Source organism: Pseudomonas sp. KH_046_1, assembly GCF_057839025.1.
Window position 1 is genome coordinate 5,132,823 of the sequence record NZ_CM174481.1, and the last position, 21,445, is coordinate 5,154,267.

Genomic DNA, 21,445 nt, shown 5'->3' on the forward strand with positions numbered 1-21,445 from the left:
AAGTTCGGTGCACAGCATACGGTGTGATCAGGGCTTGCGAAACAGCTCGCGACTGACAAGTGGACGGCCGCCCAGGTGAACGGCCAACGCCTGTCGCATCAAGCGCTTGGCGGCAGACAGGGCGCCGGGGGCTGACCAGTCGGCTTCGGCCATGGCCAGCAGTTCGGTGCCGTTGAACAGACCCGGTTGCAGCAGATAGACACGTTCAAGCCCCGCATCCACTTGCAAACGGTAGAGACCGTCCGGTGCGATGGGTTGATCATGAATATCAGCAGTCAGGGAAAAACCGTAGCCGAGGTCATCGAGCAAGCGCCACTCGAAGGAGCGCAGCAACGGCTCCAGCGGCCGACCTTCGGCCAGCGCCAGCAAAGTCGCGGCGTAGTGATCGAACACCGAGGGAAGCGGATCTTCAGCGGGCAACAGGCGAATCAGCAGCTCATTGAGGTAAAGACCGCTGAACAGCGCCTCGCCGCTTAGCCAAGTGGAAACCCCGGCACTTTCCATGCGCCCGACGTTCTTCAGCTCGCCCTTGCCCCGGAACTCGACTTCCAATGGCACGAATGGCCGCGCCAGCGTCCCGGCCTTGCCCCGCGCACTGCGCAACACCGCCCGCAGCCGACCTTGCGGCGTGAGGAAGTCCACCAGCGCACTGTTTTCACGGTAGGCGCGGGAGTGCAGGACGTAGGCGGGTTGGGCGATGGGTTGGGACATGGAAATCGCAGATCTCAATGAGTGAGCACGGTATTACTGACAACCCCAAAACCACTGTGGGAGCGAGCCTGCTCGCGATGGGGGACTAACATTCAACAGAGTTGTTGACTGACAGACCGCTATCGCGAGCAGGCTCGCTCCCACAGGGGATCCTCGTACATCCAGATCAGGTATTACAAATCGCCATAACCCAACGAACGCAATGCACGCTCGTCATCGGACCAGCCACCCTTAACCTTGACCCACAGGTTGAGCATGATCTTGGAGTCGAACAGTAGCTCCATGTCCTTGCGCGCTTCGGTGCCGATACGCTTGATGCGCTCGCCCTTGTCGCCAATGATGATTTTCTTCTGGCCATCGCGCTCGACGAGGATCAAGGCATGGATGTGCAGGGTCTTGCCCTGCTGCTTGAACTCTTCGATTTCAACGGTGATCTGGTACGGCAGCTCGGCACCCATCTGGCGCATGATTTTTTCGCGCACCAGTTCGGCGGCGAGGAAACGGCTGCTGCGGTCGGTGATCTGGTCTTCCGGGAAGAAGTGATCGTTTTCCGGCAGGTGATCGGCGATCACGCGCTCCAGTGCATCGAGGTTGTGCCCGTGCTGTGCGGAAATAGGGATGATCTGTGCATTCGGCAACTGCTCCTGCAACCAGCTCAGGTGCGGCATCAGCTCGGCTTTGTCTTCGATGCGATCGGTCTTGTTCAACGCCACGATCAGTGGGCCGGTCACGTACTGGACGCGCTCGAGAACCATCTGGTCTTCTTCGGTCCACTTGGTGCGGTCGACCACGAAGATCACCACGTCGACGTCTTTCAACGCCGCCGAAGCGGTCTTGTTCATGTAGCGGTTCAGGGCCTTCTCGCCACCCTTGTGCATACCGGGGGTGTCGACATAGATAGCCTGCACATCGCCCTCGGTCTTGATACCGAGCATGTTGTGACGGGTGGTTTGCGGTTTGCGCGAGGTGATCGCCAGCTTCTGACCGAGGATGTGGTTCAGCAGCGTGGACTTGCCCACGTTCGGACGGCCGACGATGGCAACATAGCCACAGCGAGTTGCGTTTGTATCAGTCATTGCCATTCTCCACACCCAGGGCAATCAGTGCTGCGGCGGCCGCTACCTGTTCGGCAATACGACGACTCACACCCTGACCTCGGCTTTTTTCATTCAGTAAGATGATTTCGCATTCGACGAAGAACGTCCGGCAATGCGGCTCACCCTGGATATCCACCACTTCGTACCGCGGCAGTTCACAACCACGGGACTGCAGGAATTCCTGCAGGCGGGTCTTTGGATCTTTGTTGGTGTCGACCAGTGTCAGGCCTTCGAACTCGCCAGCCAGCCAGGCGAGCACACGCTCGCGGGCCATTTCCATGCCGGCATCGAGGTAGATCGCACCGATCAGCGCTTCGAGGGCATCGGCCAGAATCGACTCGCGACGGAAGCCGCCGCTTTTCAGCTCGCCCGAGCCCAGGCGCAGGTATTCGCCCAGATCGAAACCACGGGCCAGTACGGCCAGGGTCTCACCTTTGACCAGACGCGCGCGCAAACGCGACAACTGGCCTTCGCGGGCCAGCGGGAAGCGCTCGAACAGCGCCTCGCCGGCGACGAAGTTGAGAATGGCGTCACCGAGGAATTCCAGGCGTTCGTTGTTACGCCCGGCAAAGCTGCGGTGAGTCAGGGCCAGGACCATCAGTTCCTGATCCTTGAAGGTGTAGCCGAGCTGACGCTCTAGACGGCTTAAGGAGACGCTCACGGTTTACCCACGCTGAGTTCGTGGCTGGATTCCACCGCCATCGCCGCGAGGCGGCGCAGGCTTGGGACAATTAACGCTGTGTTCAAAAATAACGTCCTGAATATCATTGGCTTCATGCTTTTTCTGTCACCTTCTTCAGGTTCCAGAAATGCATTCGGCGCTGTGTTCAACAGCGCCGTGTTTGATTACTTGATCAGGCCAACCCGCGAGAAATTCGGCAGGTGACTGAGTTTGGGTTCCGGCCAGCTCATCCAGACCGCAAAGGCCTTGCCGACGATATTCTTGTCGGGAACCATGCCCAGCAGATCCTTGGGAATGCTCGGATCATCCCAGTAGCGACTGTCGTTCGAGTTGTCGCGGTTGTCGCCCATCATGAAGTAGTGCCCGGCCGGCACGGTCCACGAATGGTCCGGCATTGCGCGGTAGCGACTCATTTCCTTGCGGATCATGTGCTCGGCCGCACCGAGTTTTTCCTTGTAGAGCTCAGCGCTGCCTAGCGTGCCCGGCTCGGAGCCGATCAATTGTTCGGCAATCGATTGACCGTTGACGAACAGACGCTTGTCGGCGGTGTAACGAACCGTGTCACCCGGCAAACCAACCACACGCTTGATGTAGTTGACGTTCGGATCGCTTGGGTAACGGAACACCATGACATCGCCGCGCTGCGGATCACCGACTTCGATGACTTTCTTGTCGATCACCGGCAAGCGGATCCCGTAGGAAAACTTGCTCACCAGAATGAAGTCGCCGACATCCAGGGTTGGCTTCATCGAACCGGAAGGAATCTGGAACGGTTCCACCAGGAACGAACGCAGCACCAGCACGATGAACAACACCGGGAAGAATGACTTGCCGTACTCAACCAGCAGCGGCTCTTTGTTCAGCTTCTCGACCACGACCATGTCAGGCTGGCTGACGCTGCCCTGATAGGAAGCGATGGCGGCACGCCGACGCGGGGCCAGGATCAACAGATCGAGCAACGCCAACAGGCCGCAGACGAACACGGCGATGACCAGCAACAGCGGGAAATTTAGTGACATAGGACCTAACTATCCAACCTGAGCACTGCAAGGAAGGCTTCCTGTGGAATTTCCACGTTGCCGACCTGCTTCATGCGTTTTTTACCGGCCTTTTGCTTTTCCAGCAGCTTTTTCTTACGGCTGACGTCACCACCGTAGCATTTGGCCAATACGTTCTTTCTGAGCGCCTTGACGGTTGTCCGCGCCACAATCTGCCCGCCAATGGCGGCCTGGATTGCCACATCGAACATCTGCCGTGGAATCAGTTCTTTCATCTTCTCGGTCAACTGGCGACCTTTGTAGTGCGAGTTGTCACGGTGCACGATCAGCGCCAGGGCATCGACCTTGTCACCGTTGATCAGCACGTCCAGTTTCACCAGACTGGCCGATTGATAACGATCGAAATGGTAGTCCAGCGAAGCATAGCCGCGGCTGGTGGATTTCAGGCGGTCGAAGAAGTCCAGCACCACTTCGTTCATCGGCAGGTCGTAGGTCACCTGTACCTGCGAACCGAGGAACAGCATGTCGACCTGTACACCACGTTTTTCGATGCACAGGGTAATGACGTTGCCCAGGTGCTCTTGCGGCACAAGAATATTGGCGCGCACGATCGGCTCGCGCATGTCTTCGATGGAAGACAGATCCGGCAGCTTCGACGGGTTATCGACGTAGATCGTCTCGCCGGTCTTGAGCAACAGCTCGAAGATTACCGTCGGAGCCGTGGTGATCAGGTCCAGGTTGTACTCGCGCTCCAGGCGCTCCTGGATGATTTCCATGTGCAGCATGCCGAGGAAGCCGCAACGGAAGCCGAAGCCCAGTGCGTCGGAGCTTTCCGGCGTGTATTGCAGCGACGAATCGTTCAGGGTGAGCTTTTGCAGCGCCTCGCGGAAGTCTTCGAAGTCGTCGGAGCTGACCGGGAACAGACCGGCATAGACCTGCGGCTGGATGCGCTTGAACCCCGGCAGCACGTCAACGTCCGGCGTCGTGCTCAAGGTCAGGGTATCGCCCACTGGCGCACCGTGAATGTCCTTGATGCTGGCGATGATGAAGCCCACTTCACCGGCCTTGAGGTCAGCGGTAGGGGTGTGCTTCGGGTTGAATACACCGACGCTGTCTACCAGGTGGATCTTGCCGGTGGACTTGACCAGGATCTTGTCGCCCTTCTTCACACGGCCGTGGCGCACGCGTACCAAGGAAACAACGCCCAGGTAGTTGTCGAACCAGGAGTCGATGATCAACGCTTGCAGCGGATCTTCGTAGTTGCCGGTCGGTGCAGGAATGGTGGCGACCAGGCGCTCGAGCACTTCGTCGACGCCCAGACCGGTCTTGGCCGAGCACTCGACCGCATCGGTGGCATCGATGCCGATGATTTTTTCGATTTCTTCTTTAACACGGTCCGGATCGGCCTGTGGCAGGTCGATCTTGTTCAGCACCGGCATCACTTCCAGGCCCTGCTCGATCGCCGTGTAGCAGTTGGCAACCGACTGAGCTTCAACGCCTTGACCGGCATCGACCACCAGCAGCGCGCCTTCACAGGCGGCCAGCGAACGGCTCACCTCATAGGTGAAGTCAACGTGGCCGGGGGTGTCAATGAAGTTGAGTTGGTAGTTGATACCATCGCGAGCTTTGTAATACAGGGTGACGCTGTGCGCCTTGATGGTGATCCCGCGCTCACGCTCAAGGTCCATGGAGTCCAGGACCTGGGCTTCCATTTCGCGCTCGGCGAGGCCGCCACACATCTGGATGAAGCGATCGGCCAGCGTCGACTTGCCATGGTCAATGTGGGCGATGATGGAGAAATTGCGGATATGACTCAAATCACTCACGGATCAACACTCAAAAAGGCTGCAGGCATAGCCCGCCGAAAAATAGCCGGGAATTGTACCTGATCCGCGGCGCAAGCGTCACGTTCGCAGGTCAGACGGCACCTACAAAAACGCCCCGGTCTTGCGACAAGGGCGTTTTTTATCGTCAATGCGGTCGGAAAATGCCCGCCATCAGCCTGCTCGACGCAACAACCAGAGCCCCGCCACGGTACAAACACCTGCCGGCACCAGCACCGAAAGCAACGGCGGGAAGCCGAACACCTGGCTCGAAGGCCCCAGCAGATCCTGAACGATGCGGAAGGTGAAGCCCACCAGCACGCCGGTGAACACCCGTTGACCCAGGGTCACCGAACGCAGCGGACCAAAGATGAAGGAAATCGCCATCAACACCAGAGCGGCAGTCACCAGCGGCTGCAACACCTTGACCCAAAATGCCAGCCAATAGCGGCTGTTGTTCAACCCCTGGTCCGCCAGATAGTGGATATAACCCCACAACCCGCTTATCGACAACGACTCTGGCACCATGACCACAGTGCTCAGCAATTGCGGACTCAAGGCCACGTTCCAACGCTCGACCGGAGTCGACACCACTTCAGTGCTGCGCTCGTGGAACAGCGTGGTCGTGACATCCGTCAACTGCCAGTGATCGGTGTCGAACTCGGCACGCTTGGCGAAGCTCGCCGACAACATGTGCCGTTCGCTGTCGATACGATAGCGGGTCACGCCATACAGGATGCCGTTGGGTTGCACCGAGTTGACGTGAATGAATTCATCGCCCTGGCGGTGCCACAAGCCGTGCTTGGCGCTTTGTGCATCGCCGCTGCCCTGGGCCAGCGAGCGATTGGCCTGCGCAGCGGTTTCAGCAGGCGGGGCGACGTACTCGCCGACCAGCACACCGGCGAGCATCAATACCAGCATCGGCTTCATGACCGCCCAGACGATCCGGCCGGTCGACACACCGGCGGCGCGCATGATCGTCAGCTCACTATTGCTGGCCAGACTGCCCAGACCGATCAGGCAACCGATCAGCGCGGCCATCGGCAGCATTTCGTACATCCGGCGCGGAGCGGTCAACAACACATAACTCAGCACATCGACCAGGGTGTAGGTATCGCTGACTTCACCCATCTCGTCGATGAAGGCAAACAGTGTCGCCAGACCAAGAATGATCCCGAGCACCGCCAGAATCGCCATGAACACGCTGCTACCAATGTAGCGATCCAGCTTAACCACGGGCCACCTCCAGCGCGCTGCGGCGACTCGCCATCTTCAAGCGCAAGGGTTCCCAATAGAGCAGGCCCAGGCCAATGGACAGGAAAATCCCGTGCACCCACCACAAACCAAACACCGCGGGGATCTTGCCCTTGTCGAGGGCACCACGGGCGGCAATCAGAATGGTCAGGTAAGCCATATAAAGAAGAATCGCCGGCAGTAATTTGAGGAATCGGCCCTGACGCGGATTGACCCGCGACAGCGGCACCGCCATCAAGGTCACGATGAACACCAGCAATGGCAGCGACAGGCGCCATTGCAACTCGGCGCGCATGCGAATGTCTTCACTGCCGATCAACGTACTGGTCGGCATCGCGTCACGGTCGGTGACTTCGTCGCTGACGTCCGGCTTTGGCAGCAATACGCCGTACTCGTCGTACTTGATCGCCCGGTAGTCGGCCTGCCCCGGACTACCGTCATAGCGATAGCCGTTATCAAGGATCAGGTAGCGGTTGCCGTCCGGACGAATTTCCTGACGCCCCGTTTCCGCCACCAGCACAGAAATCCCGCGATCCTTGTTATTGGAACTGATGTTTTTCTGCGAGATGAACACACCACCCAGATTGACGCGGTCATCCGACATGCGCTCGGTGTAGGTAACCCGGGTGCCGTCACGCAGGGCCTGGAAGCGCCCTGGCTCCAGGGTATCGAATTCGGTCAGGGCATCCTGCTTGTTCAGCAGCAACTGAAACTGATTGGCCCCCTGTGGCGCCAGGCTCAGGCTCAACCACGCCACCAGGAGCGCAACCAGGGTGGCCGGGAACAGCGTCATGCAAAACAGCCGCTGCTGGCTCATGCCGGTGGCCGAGAGCACGGTCATTTCGCTTTCGAGGTACAGGCGCCCGTAGGACAACAGGATCCCGAGAAACAGCCCCAGCGGCAGGATCAGCTGGAGAAACCCTGGCAGGCGAAAGCCCATGATCAGGAACAGCGAGCCCGGATCCAGCAGGCCCGAGGCCGCCTGGGCGAGGTACTTGATGAAGCGGCCGCTCATGATGATGACCAGCAGCACGGCGCTGACGGCGCTCAAGGTCAACAGGACTTCGCGGGATAGATAACGGAAGACGATCAAACCAGACACTCCAGGGTTGTCAGGCTAAGGCGGCCAAACAAGCAAACGTATCGGACAGCCCGCAAGGCAGAGCCGCCGAAAAAAGATGGCGCATTATCCTGTGATTGGGTGCGCCTGTCACTGCGCAAGCTCAAGCAGCCTGTCAAAGCGTTGAAGATCGTACAACCGAGGGTTGTCAGCCGCCGGTAGCGAGGTTCAAACTGCGGCCTTTGTCGCCGGTCGATCCTGGCGCCTTTCTATTTATAAGCAATCGACGCACATAAGGTGTCGGGCGCATGCGTGATAACCATCAATTCAGGGACCCGGACATGGAACTGGTTGTAAAAAGCGTCAACCCCGAAACGTTGAAGACCGCCACTCTCGTGGTCTCCGTCGGCGAAGGCCGCAAGCTCGGCGCGGTTGCCAGACAACTCGACGAATTGAGCGGCGGCGCGATCAGCGCAGTGCTCAAGCGCGGCGACCTGGCCGGCAAGGTTGGCCAGAGCCTGTTACTGCACAGCCTGCCGAACCTCAAGGCCGAGCGCGTGCTGCTGGTTGGCGTGGGCAAGGACGACGAGCTGGGTGACCGCCCGTTCCGCAAAATCATCGCCGGCATCCTCAATTCCCTCAAAGGCCTGGGCGGCAGCGATGCAGTGCTCGCGCTGGATGAAGTGGTCGTCAAAGGCCGCGACAGCTATGGCAAGACCCGCCTGCTGGCCGAAACCCTGGTGGACGGCGAGTACAGCTTCGACCAGTTCAAGAGCCAGAAAGCCGAACCCCGCGCCCTGAAGAAAATCACCCTGCTGACCATCAAGGCCGCCCAGGCTGAAGTGCAGCGCGCAGTGACCCACGCCACCGCCATCGCCAACGGCATGGCCTTCACCCGCAACCTGGGTAACCTGCCGCCGAACATCTGCCACCCGACCTTCCTCGGTGAACAGGCGAAAGACCTGGGCAAGGAATTCAAGGACCTGAAAGTCGAAGTCCTCGACGAGAAGAAGATCAAGGCCCTGGGCATGGGCTCGTTCTACGCGGTCGGTCAGGGCAGCGCCCAGCCTCCGCGCCTGATCGTCATGCAATACAACGGCGGCAAGAAATCCGAGAAGCCGTACGCACTGGTCGGCAAGGGCATCACCTTCGACACCGGCGGCATCAGCCTCAAGCCGGGCGCCGGCATGGATGAAATGAAGTACGACATGGGTGGCGCCGCCAGCGTGTTCGGCACCCTGCGTGCCGTGCTCGAACTGAAGCTGCCGATCAACCTGGTGTGCATCCTGGCCTGCGCCGAGAACATGCCGAGCGGCAACGCTTCGCGCCCGGGCGACATCGTCACCACCATGAGCGGCCAGACCGTGGAAATCCTCAACACCGACGCCGAAGGCCGTCTGGTGCTGTGCGACGCCCTGACCTACTCCGAGCGCTTCAAGCCGCAAGCGGTCATCGACATCGCGACCCTGACCGGCGCCTGCGTGGTTGCACTGGGTTCCCATACTTCGGGCCTGCTGGGCAACAACGACGAACTGATCGGCCAACTGCTGAGCGCCGGCAAGGCTGCCGACGACCGCGCCTGGCAACTGCCGCTGTTCGATGAGTATCAGGAACAGCTGGACAGCCCGTTCGCCGACATCGCCAACATTGGCGGCCCGAAAGCCGGCACCATCACCGCGGCCTGCTTCCTGTCGCGCTTCACCAAGAACCTGAACTGGGCGCACCTGGACATCGCCGGCACGGCCTGGACCAGCGGCGGCAAGGACAAGGGCGCCACTGGCCGTCCGGTTCCCCTGCTGACCCAATACCTGCTGGACCGCGCCAAAGCCTGAAACCGTTGATGGGCGGCGGCGTCACTTCCCGGTGACGCCGCTTGCCGCTCTGGAACCGCAATGACCAAAGTCGATTTCTATATCCTGCCCAGCGCCGATCCCTCGGCACGCCTGGACTTTGCCTGCAAGCTCACCGAGAAAGCCTGGCGCATGGGCCACCGCATCTACCTGCATTGCAGCGACGCGGCCCAGCGTGATGATCTCGATGCGCGGCTGTGGGCGTTCAAGGGCGAAAGCTTCGTGCCCCACGGCCCTGCCGACAGCGAACCTGACGGTTTGATTGTCCTGGGGTTGGGCGATGACTGCGGTCAGCATCAGGATTTGCTGGTCAATCTCGACCTGAAAGTCCCGGCCTTCGCCAACAGGTTCGCCCGGGTGGCGGAAGTGGTGGTGGAGGATCCGACGATCAGAGCGGCCGCGCGGGAGAGTTTCCGTTTCTACCGCGAACAGGGCTATCCTCTGCAAGATCACCGTTTACAGCGACTCTGAGCCTTCCAATGGACACTCCAAAACCGCTGCAACAGTCCGCGCACCTGCTGGACGACCTTGAGTCGATCCGCCAGTTGCTCGGCGATGACGACCTGCAACCGCCCCTGCTGACCGACACGGTCGAGGACGGCGACCAGGAACAGATTCCGATGTTGTTCGACGCCGTGAGCGAGCCTTCGCCACCCGTCGTACCGACAACCTCTGCCCCCATCGTTGAACCCGCCACCGCTGCAGCGTCGACGCCTGCCGCCAGCAAGAACCCGGATGACTTGCTGCACCTGGACAACGAATTGCGCGCCGCCGCGCAGTTGATCATGCAAGACGTGATCGACGATTTCGCCCCGCACATCGAGACCGAAATCAAACGTCGCCTCAGTGCGCGGCTTGAGCGGTTGTTGAGCCAGTACAACGACTGAACAGCTTGCGGTGGCGGCTCTTCTGTGGGAGCGAGCTTGCTCGCGATGACGGCATCACATTCAACATCGATGTGACCATTCGACCGCTATCGCGAGCAAGCTCGCTCCCACAAAAAGCCCCCGCCACAGGTTGAATCTTCAGGCGCTGAGATAACGCCCGACCAACGCAATCCCGCTGGCCAGCACCAGCCACGTCACCAGCCGCACGAACGCCTCGCGGGACAACCTCATGGTCAGCCGTCGACCGAACCACAGCCCCAGCGCCATCGCCGGCAACAGACAAACCGCCAGCACCAGCAACGGCAAATCGGCATACACGCCGGCGATTGCAAACAGGCTCAAACGCACCACCGTACTGCAACTGATCAGCGCACTCTGGGTAGCCCGGGCCGCCTCCTTGGGCAACCGGCTGTTCAAATAGATCGCATAGAGAAAGCCGCCGCTGCCAAACAACGCACCAAACATTCCGCCCACCGTCCCCATCGGCAGCGCCCACGCGGCGGACAACTGCGCCGGACGGACCTTTATCCACAGGCTGTAAATGGCATAGGCGCTGATAAACAGCCCCATCAGCAGCAGCAACAGATCGGACTTGAGGTTCAGCAGGAATATCACGCCGAGGGTGCAGCCCACCGCCATGCACGGCAGCAAGCGCAGCAGTTCCGGCTTCGCCACATCACGCCGCGAGGGCAACAAGTTGCCGAACGCCGCAACAAAATCCAGCAGCACAAGCAGCGGGACGATTTTCGACAACGGCATGAACAGAATCAGAATCGGTCCCGCCACCAGAGCGGTGCCAAAACCGGCGACGCCGAACACGATGTAGGCCAGGGCGATGCCTGCGCCGATTACCATCCAGTCCAGTGGGCCGAAGGGCCATTGGTTTAACAATTCAACCAGCATTTCACTCAATCCCTGTAGAAGCTGCCGAAGGCTGCGATCTTTTGATTTTGATTTTCAAGATCAAAAGATCGCAGCCTTCGGCAGCTCCTACAAGGGATCGTGCATTCAGTTGGAAAATGCCTTTAAACTGCGCCCCATGATTAAAGATCCCTTTGCAAGACTCGGCCTGGACCGCGAAGTCCTGACCGTCAGCCAGCTCAACGGCCGCGCGCGGGTGTTGCTTGAAGACGTGTTCAGCAACATCTGGGTCGAAGGCGAAATCTCCAACCTCGCCCGCCCGGCGTCCGGCCACGTGTATTTCACCCTCAAGGACAGCGGCGCCCAGGTGCGTTGCGCGTTGTTCCGGCAGAACGCCGCTCGAGTTCGCCAGGCCTTGAAGGACGGCCTGGCGGTCAAGGTGCGCGGCAAGGTCTCGCTGTTCGAAGGACGCGGTGATTATCAGCTGATCCTCGACACCGTGGAGCCGGCCGGCGACGGCGCGTTGCGCCTGGCTTTCGATGCGCTCAAGGAAAAGCTCAGCGCCGAAGGCCTGTTCAGTGCCGAACGCAAGGTGCCGCTGCCGGCTCATCCGCAACGCATCGGCATCATCAGTTCGCCCACCGGAGCGGTGATCCGCGACATCATCAGCGTGTTCCGCCGTCGCGCACCGCAGGTGCAATTGACCCTGATCCCTACCGCCGTACAGGGCCGCGAAGCCACGGCGCAGATTGTCCGCGCCCTGAAACTGGCGGATGCCCGCGGTTTCGACGCACTGATCCTGGCCCGGGGCGGCGGTTCGCTGGAAGACCTCTGGTGCTTCAACGAAGAAGCCGTGGCCCGCGCCGTAGACGCTTGCGTGACGCCGATTGTCAGCGCGGTCGGCCATGAAACCGACGTGTCGATCAGCGACTTCGTGGCCGACGTTCGCGCGCCCACCCCTTCCGCTGCCGCCGAATTGCTGGCTCCGGACTCCAGCGATCTGGTGCGTCGGGTCGAAAGCCTGCACCGGCGGTTGGTGATGCGCATGCGTGATCGCTTGATGCGCGATCGCCTGCGCCTGGAAGGCATTTCCCGGCGCCTGCGTCATCCCGGCGAGCGCCTGCGCCAGCAAGCGCAACGCCTGGATGACCTGGACATGCGCATGCGCCGTGCGTTCGAGCGCAGCCTCAACACCCGTCGCGAACGCTTGATCCGCCTGGAAACCCGCCTGGCCGCACAACATCCTGGCCGGCAACTGGCAATGCTGCGCCAGCGCCTCGACGGCCTGGCCGAACGCCTGCCGCGCGCGATCCGCGAAGGGCTGAAGAACCGTCGCCTGCAACTGCACAGCCAGATGCAGACATTGCATGTAGTCAGCCCGCTGGCGACCCTCGGTCGTGGCTACAGCATCTTGCTGGACGAGCGCGGCAACGCGATTCGCAACGCCGCGCAAACCCATACCGGCCAGCGCCTCAAGGCCAAACTGGGCGAAGGTGAACTGCAAGTGCGGGTCGAAGACAATCACCTGACGCCTGTCACCCTTTCTTTACTGGATTGATCCATGCCGCGTTTCTTAGCTCCGTTGCTGTTGCTGCTCCTGACCTTCAACGCCCACGCCGACAGCTACATCACCCGCCAGTTGAACAAACCGGTGCCGGGCGGCGTGGCAGTGGTGGACCTGGGCACGTCCGCCCAGGCGCCAAAAGCCACTTATCAAGGCAAACCGGTGCTGGTGGTCAAGGAACAGAACAACTGGCTGGCGATTGTCGGCGTGCCGCTCACGGTCAAGCCGGGGACTCAATCGGTCAGCAGCGGCGGTCGTAATCTGAACTTTACGGTTGGCAACAAGAAATACCCGGAACAGCGCATCACCCTGAAGAACACCCAACAGGTCAATCCGGACCCGGAAAATCTCAAGCGCATCGAGCGTGAACTGGCCGAGCAGATTACTGCCTACCGCACGTTCAGCCCCAACACCCCGAGTAACCTGCTGTTGGACAAACCAGTGAACGGGCCGCTGTCGAGCAAGTTCGGCGTGCGGCGCTTTTTCAACGGTGAAGAGCGCAACCCCCACTCTGGCCTGGACTTCGCCGTACCCGGCGGTACGCCAATCAAGACCCCGGCTGCCGGCAAGGTGATCCTGATCGGCAACTACTTCTTCAATGGCAACACGGTGTTCGTCGACCATGGACAGGGCTTTATCAGCATGTTCTGCCACATGTCGAAAATCGACGTGAAGGTGGGGCAGCCACTGGCCCGTGGTGACGTGGTCGGCAAGGTCGGGGCGACTGGCCGAGCGACCGGACCGCACATGCACTGGAATATCAGCCTGAACGATGCGCGGGTCGATCCGGCTATCTTCATCGGCGCATTTCAGCCCTGAATCTTCGCCGAGGCTGATGGCCTCTTCGCGGGCAAGCCCGCTCCCACAGGTACAGCGCAATCCATGTGGGAGCGAGCTTGCTCGCGATGGCAATTTCACAGGCACCGAAAGTCGTCCAGTCGCGCCCCTCACCAATTGCGCACCACTCAAACCTCGCGCAAACAACAAAACAATCACTGCCAATCACAGCAATAAAATCTCGATAAATACCCGCTCACGAGTATTCCTCTCAATTTTTTTCGACTGCTTGCCATCTTTCCCCCCCAAGGTTAGGGTTGAAGGCATGAAAACCTCTCACACCCTCATTCAGCTCCGCCAACACAGCAGCCTGTGCCTCGTCAGTGCACGACTGCCGGGCTGAATCGTGGTGCCTCGTCCCAAGCGTTAGTCCAAGAACTTTTGATCCACCGGCAGGCCGCCTTTTTTCGGCCAACACAATAAGGATTTCCTGATGAGCATGCTCAAAGACCCGTCTTCGAAATACCGCGCGTTCCCGACCATCGACATTCCGGACCGCACCTGGCCGTCGAAAACCATCACCGCCGCGCCGATCTGGTGCAGTTCCGACCTGCGTGACGGTAACCAGTCGCTGATCGAACCGATGGACGCCGTCAAGAAGCTGCGCTTCTGGAAAACCCTGGTGCAGGTCGGCGTGAAGGAAATCGAAGCGTCGTTCCCGGCCGCCTCGCAAACCGACTTCGACTTCGTTCGTACCCTGATCGAAGGCAACCACATCCCGGACGACACCACCATCCAGGTGCTGACCCAGGGCCGTGAAGACCTGATCGAGCGCACCTTCGAATCCCTGCACGGCGCGAAGAAAGCCATCGTTCACCTGTACAACGCGACCTCCCCTTCTTTCCGCCGCATCGTCTTCAACCAGGACAAGGACGGGGTCAAGGCCATCGCCGTGAACGCCGCCAAGCTGTTCGTCAAATACGCGGCCATGCAGCCGGACACCGAGTGGACCTTCGAATACTCGCCGGAAACCTTCAGCGCAACCGAAATGGAGTTCGCCAAGGAAGTCTGCGACGCGGTGATCGAAGTCTGGAACCCGACGCCTGAGCACAAGATGATCCTCAACCTGCCGGCCACGGTGGAGTGCGCGACCCCGAACATCTATGCCGACCAGATCGAATGGTTCGGCCGTCACATCAACCGTCGTGACAGCGTGATCATCAGCCTGCACACCCACAACGACCGTGGCACCGGCGTTGCCGCCACCGAACTGGGACTGATGGCCGGCGCCGACCGTGTCGAAGGCTGCCTGTTCGGCAACGGCGAGCGTACCGGTAACGTCGACCTCGTGACCGTGGCCCTGAACCTCTACACCCAGGGCGTGAACCCTGAGCTGGACTTCTCCGACATCGACGGCGTGCGCAAAGTCGTCGAAGAGTGCAACCAGATCCAGGTGCACCCGCGTCACCCGTACGTCGGCGACCTGGTGCATACCGCATTCTCCGGCTCGCACCAGGATGCGATCCGCAAGGGCTTTGCCCAGCAGAAGCCAAACGAATTGTGGGAAGTACCGTACCTGCCGATCGACCCGGCCGACATCGGCCGCAGCTACGAGGCGGTCATCCGCGTCAACAGCCAGTCGGGCAAGGGCGGCATCGCCTACCTCCTGGAGCAGGAATACGGCATCAGCCTGCCGCGTCGCATGCAGATCGAGTTCAGCCAGGTCGTGCAGCGTGAAACCGACCGCCTCGGCCTGGAAATGACCGCCCAGCAGATCCACGCATTGCTGCACAGCGAATACTTGCAGGCCAACACCCCGTACGCGCTGGTCAGCCATCGCCTGCAGGAAGAAAACGGTCACAGCGCCGTTGAAGTGGAAGTGGCCAGCCAAGGCCAGGGCGAGACCAACCTGCACTGGCGCGGCAAGGGCAACGGCGCCCTGGAAGCGCTGGTGGCCGGCCTGCCGGTACCGGTGGAAATCATGGACTACAACGAGCACGCCATCGGCGCGGGCACCAATGCCAAGGCTGCGGCCTACATTGAACTGCGAGTGAACGGAGAACGTGCGGTGCATGGCGTCGGCATCGACGAAAACATCACCACCGCCAGCTTCAAGGCCCTGTTCAGCGCACTGAACCGCTCGCTGAGCCAGCCGGAAGCGAAAGCGGCGTAAGCGTCGCTGAAATGCAAAAGGCCTCAAGGTGCGAACCTTGGGGCCTTTTTGTTTGCCTGCCTGTTTTTGTATTGATTGTCCCGGCCCCATCGCGAGCAAGCTCGCTCCCACAGTGACCGCGTTCACACCGACCCACTGTGGGAGCGAGCTTGCTCGCGATGGGGCCCTGTCAGACAGTAAAGATTTCAGGTGAACTCGAAGGTATCGGCATCCAGATTCGCCGGAAACCGCGTGCGATACGCCGCCAGTTCTGCCGCATCCAGCACCACCTTGAACACCCCGTCAGCCTCTCCGGCACTGAGCAGCGTCTCACCCTGGAAATCCAGCACCTGGCTGTCACCGGTATAGGCAAAGCCCTTGCCATCAGTCCCGATGCGATTGACCGCCGCCACATAGCACAGGTTCTCGATCGCCCGCGCCGGCAGCAAGCGGTTCCAGTGCTGGCGCCGCGCACCGGGCCAGTTGGCGGTGTACAGCAGCAGGTCGGTGTCCTGGGCGTCACGGCTCCACACCGGGAAGCGCAGGTCGTAGCAGATCAGCGGTCGCACTCGCCAGCCCTTGAGCTCGAACTGCACCTGACGTTCGCCGGGGGTGTAGTGGTTATGCTCACCGGCCATGCGGAACAGGTGACGCTTGTCATAATGCAGCACCTCGCCATCCGGGCGCGCCCACAGCAGGCGATTGCGATGACTGCCGTCAGCGGCCTGGACGATCACGCTGCCAGTGATCACTGCATCAAGCTTTGCCGCCTGAACCCGCAGCCACTTGCTGGTGGGGCCGTTTTCCGCTTCGGCGAGGGTCTCGGACTCCATGGAAAAACCGGTGGTGAACATCTCCGGCAGAATGATCAGGTCGGCGCCGCGAGCCTGTTCCAGCAACGGCTCGAAATGCTCGAGGTTGGCCTGGCGGTCGTGCCAGGCCAGGGAAGTCTGGATCAGCGCAACGGTCAGCTTCGGCAATGCACTCAGATCACGCATAGTTTTTCCGCTGCTTCACGCAGGGTCTCCTCACGCTTGGCAAAGCACAGCCGCACCAGACGCTGGCCGACCGGTGGCGTCTGGTAGAACACCGAGATCGGGATACTCGCCACGCCGTGCTCGCGGGTCATCCACAGGGCCATCTCGACGTCATTGAGGTCCGGACGGATCTGCGAGTAATCGACCAACTGGAAATAGGTGCCGGTCACCCGGGTGAAGGTGAAACGCGACGGCACCAGCAGATCGCAGAACAAATCACGCTTGGCCTGATAGAAATCCGGCAGCTCCTCGACGTGCTCGGGATGCTCGGCCATGTAATCGGCCAGGGCGTATTGCAGCGGAGTCACGCCGCAGAAACTCACGTATTGGTGCACCTTGCGCAATTCCGCCGTCAGGGCCGGTGGCGCGACCACGTAGCCGGTTTTCCAGCCGGTGACGTGGTAGGTCTTGCCGAACGAGCTGACCACGAAGGCACGCTGATACAGTTCCTCATGGGCCAGCACGCTGACGTGGGGCACACCGTCATACACCAGGTGCTCGTAGACTTCGTCGCTGATCACATAGATGTCGCGATCGCGGATCAAGGCTGCCAACTGGTCGAGTTCGGCACGGCTGATCAAGGCGCCACTGGGGTTGTGCGGGGTGTTGAGGATGATCATCCGCGTGCGCGGGCTGAGTGCCTGGGCAAGCTTCTCGAAGTCGATACTGAAGTCGTTCAGGCCCAGTTGCACATGTACACAACGACCGCCGGCCAGCTCTACCGAAGGTTCGTAACTGTCGTACGCCGGGTCAAACACGATGACTTCGTCACCGCTGTGGATAACCGCCTGAATGGCACAGAAAATCGCCTGGGTCGCGCCGGGGGTGACCGTCACTTCGCTATCGGCATCCACCTGCACGCCGTAACTACGGGTGATCTTTGCCGCAATCTGCTGACGCAAGGCGGGCAGCCCGGTCATTGGCGAATATTGGTTATGGCCACTGGCGATATGCCGACCGACCGCATCGCACAGGGCCTGCGGGGCATCGAAATCGGGAAAGCCCTGGGACAAATTGAGCGCGCCGGTCTGAGCCGCGAGCTGTGACATCTGAGTGAAGATAGTGATGCCGACATTCGGCAGCTTGCTGGTGATCATCGGTGGTTCCCTGCTCTACACCCGGCTCTACGGCGGCGCGGGGGAGTCCGAGGATAGCCCAAACGGCAGGCATGAAAAAGGGCGCCATTGGCGCCCTTTCCATCCCACGGGAAAAACCTCAATCAGCGCTTGTCGCGACGCTTCTTGTCGGCCTTCTTGTGGTGCGACATCAAACGACGCTTCTTGTTGACCTGACGGTCGGTGAGCGTGTTCTTGTTGCCTTCGTACGGGTTCTCGCCACCCTTGAACTCGATGCGGATCGGCGTACCGACCAGCTTCAGCACACGGCGATACGTGTTTTCCAGGTAACGCACGTAGGACTTCGGCACCTTCTCGATCTGGTTACCGTGGATCACGATGATCGGCGGGTTCGCGCCACCGAGGTGGGCATAGCGCAGCTTGATCCGGCGGTTGTTGACCATCGGTGGCGCGTGCTCGCCAACCGCATCTTCCAGAATCTGGGTCAGGCGGTTGGTTGGCCAGCGGGTAACCGCAGACTTGAACGAGTTCTGCACGGAAGCGTAGAGGTTGCCCACGCCGGTGCCGTGCAGTGCCGAGATAAAGTGAATATCGGCAAACTCGACGAAGAACAGACGACGCTGCAACTCGATCTTGACGAAGTCGCGCTCGCTCGGCGTCATGCCGTCCCACTTGTTGATCGCGATGACCAATGCGCGACCGGCCTCAAGGGCAAAGCCCAGCAGGTTGAGGTCGTGGTCCACCACGCCTTCGCGGGCGTCCATCACGAAGATCACCACGTTGGCGTCTTTGATCGCTTGCAGGGTTTTGACCACGGAGAACTTTTCGACTTCTTCGTGGATCTTGCCGCGCTTGCGCACACCGGCGGTGTCGATCAGCGTGTACTTCTCGTCGTTACGCTCGAACGGGATGTAGATACTGTCGCGGGTGGTGCCGGGTTGGTCGTAGACGATTACCCGGTCTTCCCCGAGCATGCGGTTGACCAGGGTCGACTTGCCGACGTTCGGCCGGCCGATGATCGCGATCTTGATCCCGTCTTTTTCGCTTGGGCCGGGAATGCGCTTGGCTTCCTCGCCTTCGGCGACGTCTTCTTCCTCGCCTTCTTCCAGCTCGTCGTCGTCTTTCGGGAAGTCACTCAGGGCGATTTCCAGCATCTGGGTGATGCCACGGCCGTGGGCACCGGCGATCGGGATCGCGTGGCCCATGCCCAACGGAGCGAATTCGGCGCGGGCCATTTCAGGGTCGATGTTGTCGACCTTGTTGGCAACCACGTAGGAACGCTTGTTACGTTTGCGCAAATGCTCGGCGATCATCTGGTCGGCGGCGGTGAAGCCGGCCTTGGCATCTACCAGGAACAGAACGACATCCGCTTCTTCAATGGCCAGCAGAGACTGCTCGGCCATTTTTTCGTCCATACCGTGCTCGTCACCGGAGATACCGCCGGTGTCGATCAGAATGTAGGAACGCCCTTGCCACTTGGCCTCACCGTACTGGCGATCACGGGTCAGACCAGACAAGTCGCCGACGATGGCGTCACGAGTCCTGGTCAGGCGGTTGAACAAGGTGGACTTGCCGACGTTTGGTCGGCCCACCAGGGCGATTACGGGAACCATGCGGCTCTCCACTTCGTTATTTCAGAAAATACAAAAGCCGCTGCGAGGCAGCGGCTGGTGCTCGGGGCAATCACTGTAGGAGCGAGCTTGCTCGCGAAAAACGCAAAAACACCGCGTTTATTCAGACAGCAAACGTAATCGTTGACGTCCATCGCGAGCAAGCTCGCTCCTACAAGTGAAGCAGCCTGGGGGGTTAACCCCAAGCATAGTCAAACCTTTACTTGATGGTCAGGGCTTCCAGTTTGCCGCTGTTGCCATACACATAAATCGTGTCACCCACCACCAGCGGACGGGCACGCAGGCCGTCGCTGTCGATGCGCTCGCGGCCGACGAAACGACCGTCCACCTGACTCAGCAGGTGCAGGTAACCTTCCAGGTCACCGACTGCAACATAGCTGGAGAACACTTCCGGAGCCGACAGTTGACGGCGGGCCAGCGAGTCGTTGCTCCACAAGGCTGTGGTGGAACGCTCGTCGATGCCTTCAACGGTGCCCGAAGACAGGCTCACATAAGCGGTACCGAAACCCTGGGCGACACCGGAATAGCTGGAAGCATCACGCTGCCAGAGCTGACGGCCGCTTTGCAAGTCCAGAGCGGCAACGCGCCCCTGATAGCTGGCGACATACAGCGTCTCGCCCGACAGCAGCAAGCCACCGTCGATGTCGACCACGCGTTCCAGCTCCGAACGACCTTGCGGGATCGCTACGCGCTGTTCCCACACCGGTACGCCGTTGGAGATGTCCACGGCAACCACTTTACCGGTCGACAGGCCAGCCACCGCGAGGCGGTTGGTCACGATCGGCGCACTGGTACCACGCAGGGTCAGTACCGCAGGCGTGCTGTCATAGATCCAGCGACGGTTACCGGTGGAGGCATCCAGGCCGATCAGACGATCGTCCTGGGTCTGAACCACCACGACGTCACCGTTGTTGGCTGGCGGTGCCAGTACTTCGCTGGACACGCGAGCGCGCCACTTTTCTTCACCGTTGATCGCGTCCAGGGCAACGATTTCACCCTTGATCGTACCAATGGTGACCAGACCGTAAGCTACGCCAACGGCGCCGGAGACAGGCAGTTCGAGGTCTTTCTTCCATTTGACGTCGCCGGTGTTGCGGTCCATCGCCATCAACACGCCAGTGACGTCGGCGGCATAGATGGTATCGCCATCGATGGCCGGAACCAGCATGTTGTAGGATTCGCCCTGACCGTCACCGATCGAACGACTCCACTGCTTCTGCAGAACCACTTCTTCCTTGAAGTCGACCAGTTCGGCCGGAGGCAGTTCTTTTTTGCTGTTGCTGCTGCAACCCGCGGCCAACAAGGCCAGAGCCAGCAATGCTGCATGTTTCCAACGAATCACGTCACGCATCCCCTTTGGCAAGGTCGTCCAGCTTGATTTGCAGGCCACCGACCGCCGCTTCATCCGACAGTGCCGCCTTGGCTTTTTGATACGCCGCGCTCGCCTCATCGGTACGACCCAACTGCACCAGCAGGTCGCCCTTGAGCTCTTCGCGAGTGGCCAGGAATGCCTTGTCGGCATCGCCTTCGAGCAGCTTCAGTGCTTCGTCGGCCTTGTTCTGCGCGCCGAGTACCTGGGCCAGACGCTGACGGGCGATTTCGCCCAGCGCCGGGTTGGCCGGTTTGGCGACAATGGCTTTGAGCTCGGTGGCTGCGTCGTCCAGCTTGCCGCTGTCGACCGCAACCTTGGCCACGAACAGGCTTCCGTACTGTGCGTAGGCGCTGCCGCCGAACTCGCTGTTGAGCTTGCTGGCCAGGTCCGAAACACGGGCCGCATCAGGCTTGCCGTCAGGCGTCAGCGTGGTTTCGAGCAATTGCTGATAGAGAATCGAGGCGCCTTGCGACTGATTGCTCTGATATTTCTGGAACGCCTGCCAGCCGAACACGATGACCAGCGCCAACAGGCCGCCAGTTACCAGGGGCTTGCCGTTGCGTGACCACCACTCCTTGAAATCCGCCAGATGTTCGTCTTCGGTACTCGACAC

Annotated in this window: 19 protein-coding genes; 6 read left to right on the forward strand and 13 right to left on the reverse strand. The window is 60.4% G+C overall.

The annotated features are described in order from the left end of the window. Nucleotides 1–27 precede the first annotated feature (27 nt). The 7 genes from recO to lptF form a co-directional block, all read right to left on the reverse strand. On the reverse strand, nt 28–711 hold the full coding sequence (gene recO / locus AC3IT9_RS23455) for a DNA repair protein RecO (protein WP_150726770.1): 684 nt from the start codon (nt 709–711) through the stop codon (nt 28–30). Nucleotides 712–884: 173 nt separating this feature from the next. Beyond that, on the reverse strand, nt 885–1,787 hold the full coding sequence (era, locus tag AC3IT9_RS23460; RefSeq protein WP_053162286.1) for a GTPase Era: 903 nt from the start codon (nt 1,785–1,787) through the stop codon (nt 885–887). Further along, a complete protein-coding gene (gene rnc / locus AC3IT9_RS23465) occupies nt 1,780–2,469 on the reverse strand; it encodes a ribonuclease III (RefSeq protein ID WP_008053221.1) in 690 nt (229 codons plus the stop codon). The genes era and rnc overlap by 8 nt, the downstream gene beginning before the upstream one ends. Nucleotides 2,470–2,654: 185 nt before the next feature. After that, nucleotides 2,655–3,509 (reverse strand): signal peptidase I, encoded by an 855-nt coding sequence (gene lepB / locus AC3IT9_RS23470; protein WP_489271133.1) that lies wholly within the window; start codon nt 3,507–3,509, stop codon nt 2,655–2,657. A gap of 5 nt (nt 3,510–3,514) precedes the next feature. Next, entirely contained in the window at nt 3,515–5,314 is a 1,800-nt protein-coding gene (lepA, locus tag AC3IT9_RS23475; RefSeq protein ID WP_150754497.1) for a translation elongation factor 4, read from the reverse strand. A 171-nt stretch (nt 5,315–5,485) separates the two neighbouring features. Then, on the reverse strand, nt 5,486–6,547 hold the full coding sequence (gene lptG, locus AC3IT9_RS23480; RefSeq protein WP_150726773.1) for an LPS export ABC transporter permease LptG: 1,062 nt from the start codon (nt 6,545–6,547) through the stop codon (nt 5,486–5,488). Beyond that, a complete protein-coding gene (gene lptF / locus AC3IT9_RS23485; protein WP_150726774.1) occupies nt 6,540–7,658 on the reverse strand; it encodes an LPS export ABC transporter permease LptF in 1,119 nt (372 codons plus the stop codon). Before lptF ends, lptG begins: the two co-directional genes overlap by 8 nt. Nucleotides 7,659–7,966: 308 nt before the next feature. On the opposite strand from lptF, the gene AC3IT9_RS23490 reads away from it, so the two are divergent. The 3 genes from AC3IT9_RS23490 to AC3IT9_RS23500 are packed head-to-tail and all read left to right on the forward strand — an operon-like array spanning nt 7,967 to nt 10,362. Further along, a complete protein-coding gene (locus AC3IT9_RS23490) occupies nt 7,967–9,457 on the forward strand; it encodes a leucyl aminopeptidase (RefSeq protein ID WP_489273538.1) in 1,491 nt (496 codons plus the stop codon). A gap of 60 nt (nt 9,458–9,517) precedes the next feature. After that, the gene (locus AC3IT9_RS23495; RefSeq protein WP_458370717.1) at nt 9,518–9,946 is read left to right on the forward strand and encodes a DNA polymerase III subunit chi; all 429 of its coding nucleotides are present in this window, start codon (nt 9,518–9,520) and stop codon (nt 9,944–9,946) included. Between the two features lie 8 nt (nt 9,947–9,954). Then, complete coding sequence (locus AC3IT9_RS23500; protein WP_489271134.1) at nt 9,955–10,362, forward strand: DNA polymerase III subunit chi; 408 nt, start codon at nt 9,955–9,957, stop codon at nt 10,360–10,362. A 138-nt stretch (nt 10,363–10,500) separates the two neighbouring features. Here AC3IT9_RS23500 and AC3IT9_RS23505 read toward each other — a convergent pair whose 3' ends face one another. Next, a complete protein-coding gene (locus tag AC3IT9_RS23505; protein ID WP_489271135.1) occupies nt 10,501–11,265 on the reverse strand; it encodes a sulfite exporter TauE/SafE family protein in 765 nt (254 codons plus the stop codon). A gap of 136 nt (nt 11,266–11,401) precedes the next feature. Between AC3IT9_RS23505 and xseA the strand changes: the two genes are divergently transcribed. The 3 genes from xseA to leuA all read left to right on the forward strand — a co-directional run bounded on the left by xseA (nt 11,402) and on the right by leuA (nt 15,737). Next, a complete protein-coding gene (gene xseA / locus AC3IT9_RS23510) occupies nt 11,402–12,781 on the forward strand; it encodes an exodeoxyribonuclease VII large subunit (RefSeq protein ID WP_150757947.1) in 1,380 nt (459 codons plus the stop codon). A 3-nt stretch (nt 12,782–12,784) separates the two neighbouring features. Further along, nucleotides 12,785–13,606, forward strand: coding sequence for a peptidoglycan DD-metalloendopeptidase family protein (locus AC3IT9_RS23515; RefSeq protein WP_489271136.1), 822 nt, complete (start codon nt 12,785–12,787; stop codon nt 13,604–13,606). Nucleotides 13,607–14,057: 451 nt separating this feature from the next. Next, on the forward strand, nt 14,058–15,737 hold the full coding sequence (gene leuA, locus AC3IT9_RS23520; RefSeq protein WP_489271137.1) for a 2-isopropylmalate synthase: 1,680 nt from the start codon (nt 14,058–14,060) through the stop codon (nt 15,735–15,737). A 185-nt stretch (nt 15,738–15,922) separates the two neighbouring features. On the opposite strand, the gene AC3IT9_RS23525 is transcribed toward leuA, so the two are convergent. The 5 genes from AC3IT9_RS23525 to AC3IT9_RS23545 all read right to left on the reverse strand — a co-directional run bounded on the left by AC3IT9_RS23525 (nt 15,923) and on the right by AC3IT9_RS23545 (nt 21,445). Then, nucleotides 15,923–16,714: an amidohydrolase gene (locus tag AC3IT9_RS23525; RefSeq protein WP_150726780.1), complete on the reverse strand. Its 792-nt coding sequence runs from the start codon at nt 16,712–16,714 to the stop codon at nt 15,923–15,925. After that, nucleotides 16,702–17,850, reverse strand: coding sequence for a pyridoxal phosphate-dependent aminotransferase (locus tag AC3IT9_RS23530; protein ID WP_489271138.1), 1,149 nt, complete (start codon nt 17,848–17,850; stop codon nt 16,702–16,704). The genes AC3IT9_RS23525 and AC3IT9_RS23530 overlap by 13 nt, the downstream gene beginning before the upstream one ends. A 122-nt stretch (nt 17,851–17,972) precedes the next feature. Further along, nucleotides 17,973–19,442: a ribosome biogenesis GTPase Der gene (gene der, locus AC3IT9_RS23535; RefSeq protein WP_150754505.1), complete on the reverse strand. Its 1,470-nt coding sequence runs from the start codon at nt 19,440–19,442 to the stop codon at nt 17,973–17,975. A gap of 217 nt (nt 19,443–19,659) precedes the next feature. Further along, on the reverse strand, nt 19,660–20,811 hold the full coding sequence (gene bamB / locus AC3IT9_RS23540) for an outer membrane protein assembly factor BamB (protein ID WP_150726782.1): 1,152 nt from the start codon (nt 20,809–20,811) through the stop codon (nt 19,660–19,662). Beyond that, complete coding sequence (locus AC3IT9_RS23545) at nt 20,804–21,445, reverse strand: tetratricopeptide repeat protein (RefSeq protein ID WP_150726783.1); 642 nt, start codon at nt 21,443–21,445, stop codon at nt 20,804–20,806. The genes bamB and AC3IT9_RS23545 overlap by 8 nt, the downstream gene beginning before the upstream one ends.

Excerpts from the sequence above, each read along its gene's own strand:
- AC3IT9_RS23495 (WP_458370717.1), top strand. The coding sequence starts at position 9,518 with ATGACCAAAGTCGATTTCTATATCCTGCCCAGCGCCGATCCCTCGGCA.
- AC3IT9_RS23500 (WP_489271134.1), top strand. The coding sequence starts at position 9,955 with ATGGACACTCCAAAACCGCTGCAACAGTCCGCGCACCTGCTGGACGAC.
- AC3IT9_RS23525 (WP_150726780.1), bottom strand. The coding sequence starts at position 16,714 with ATGCGTGATCTGAGTGCATTGCCGAAGCTGACCGTTGCGCTGATCCAG.
- xseA (WP_150757947.1), top strand. The coding sequence starts at position 11,402 with ATGATTAAAGATCCCTTTGCAAGACTCGGCCTGGACCGCGAAGTCCTG.
- AC3IT9_RS23515 (WP_489271136.1), top strand. The coding sequence starts at position 12,785 with ATGCCGCGTTTCTTAGCTCCGTTGCTGTTGCTGCTCCTGACCTTCAAC.
- AC3IT9_RS23490 (WP_489273538.1), top strand. The coding sequence starts at position 7,967 with ATGGAACTGGTTGTAAAAAGCGTCAACCCCGAAACGTTGAAGACCGCC.
- AC3IT9_RS23530 (WP_489271138.1), bottom strand. The coding sequence starts at position 17,850 with ATGATCACCAGCAAGCTGCCGAATGTCGGCATCACTATCTTCACTCAG.
- leuA (WP_489271137.1), top strand. The coding sequence starts at position 14,058 with ATGAGCATGCTCAAAGACCCGTCTTCGAAATACCGCGCGTTCCCGACC.
- era (WP_053162286.1), bottom strand. The coding sequence starts at position 1,787 with ATGACTGATACAAACGCAACTCGCTGTGGCTATGTTGCCATCGTCGGC.
- lepB (WP_489271133.1), bottom strand. The coding sequence starts at position 3,509 with ATGTCACTAAATTTCCCGCTGTTGCTGGTCATCGCCGTGTTCGTCTGC.
- der (WP_150754505.1), bottom strand. The coding sequence starts at position 19,442 with ATGGTTCCCGTAATCGCCCTGGTGGGCCGACCAAACGTCGGCAAGTCC.
- AC3IT9_RS23505 (WP_489271135.1), bottom strand. The coding sequence starts at position 11,265 with ATGCTGGTTGAATTGTTAAACCAATGGCCCTTCGGCCCACTGGACTGG.
- bamB (WP_150726782.1), bottom strand. The coding sequence starts at position 20,811 with ATGCGTGACGTGATTCGTTGGAAACATGCAGCATTGCTGGCTCTGGCC.
- recO (WP_150726770.1), bottom strand. The coding sequence starts at position 711 with ATGTCCCAACCCATCGCCCAACCCGCCTACGTCCTGCACTCCCGCGCC.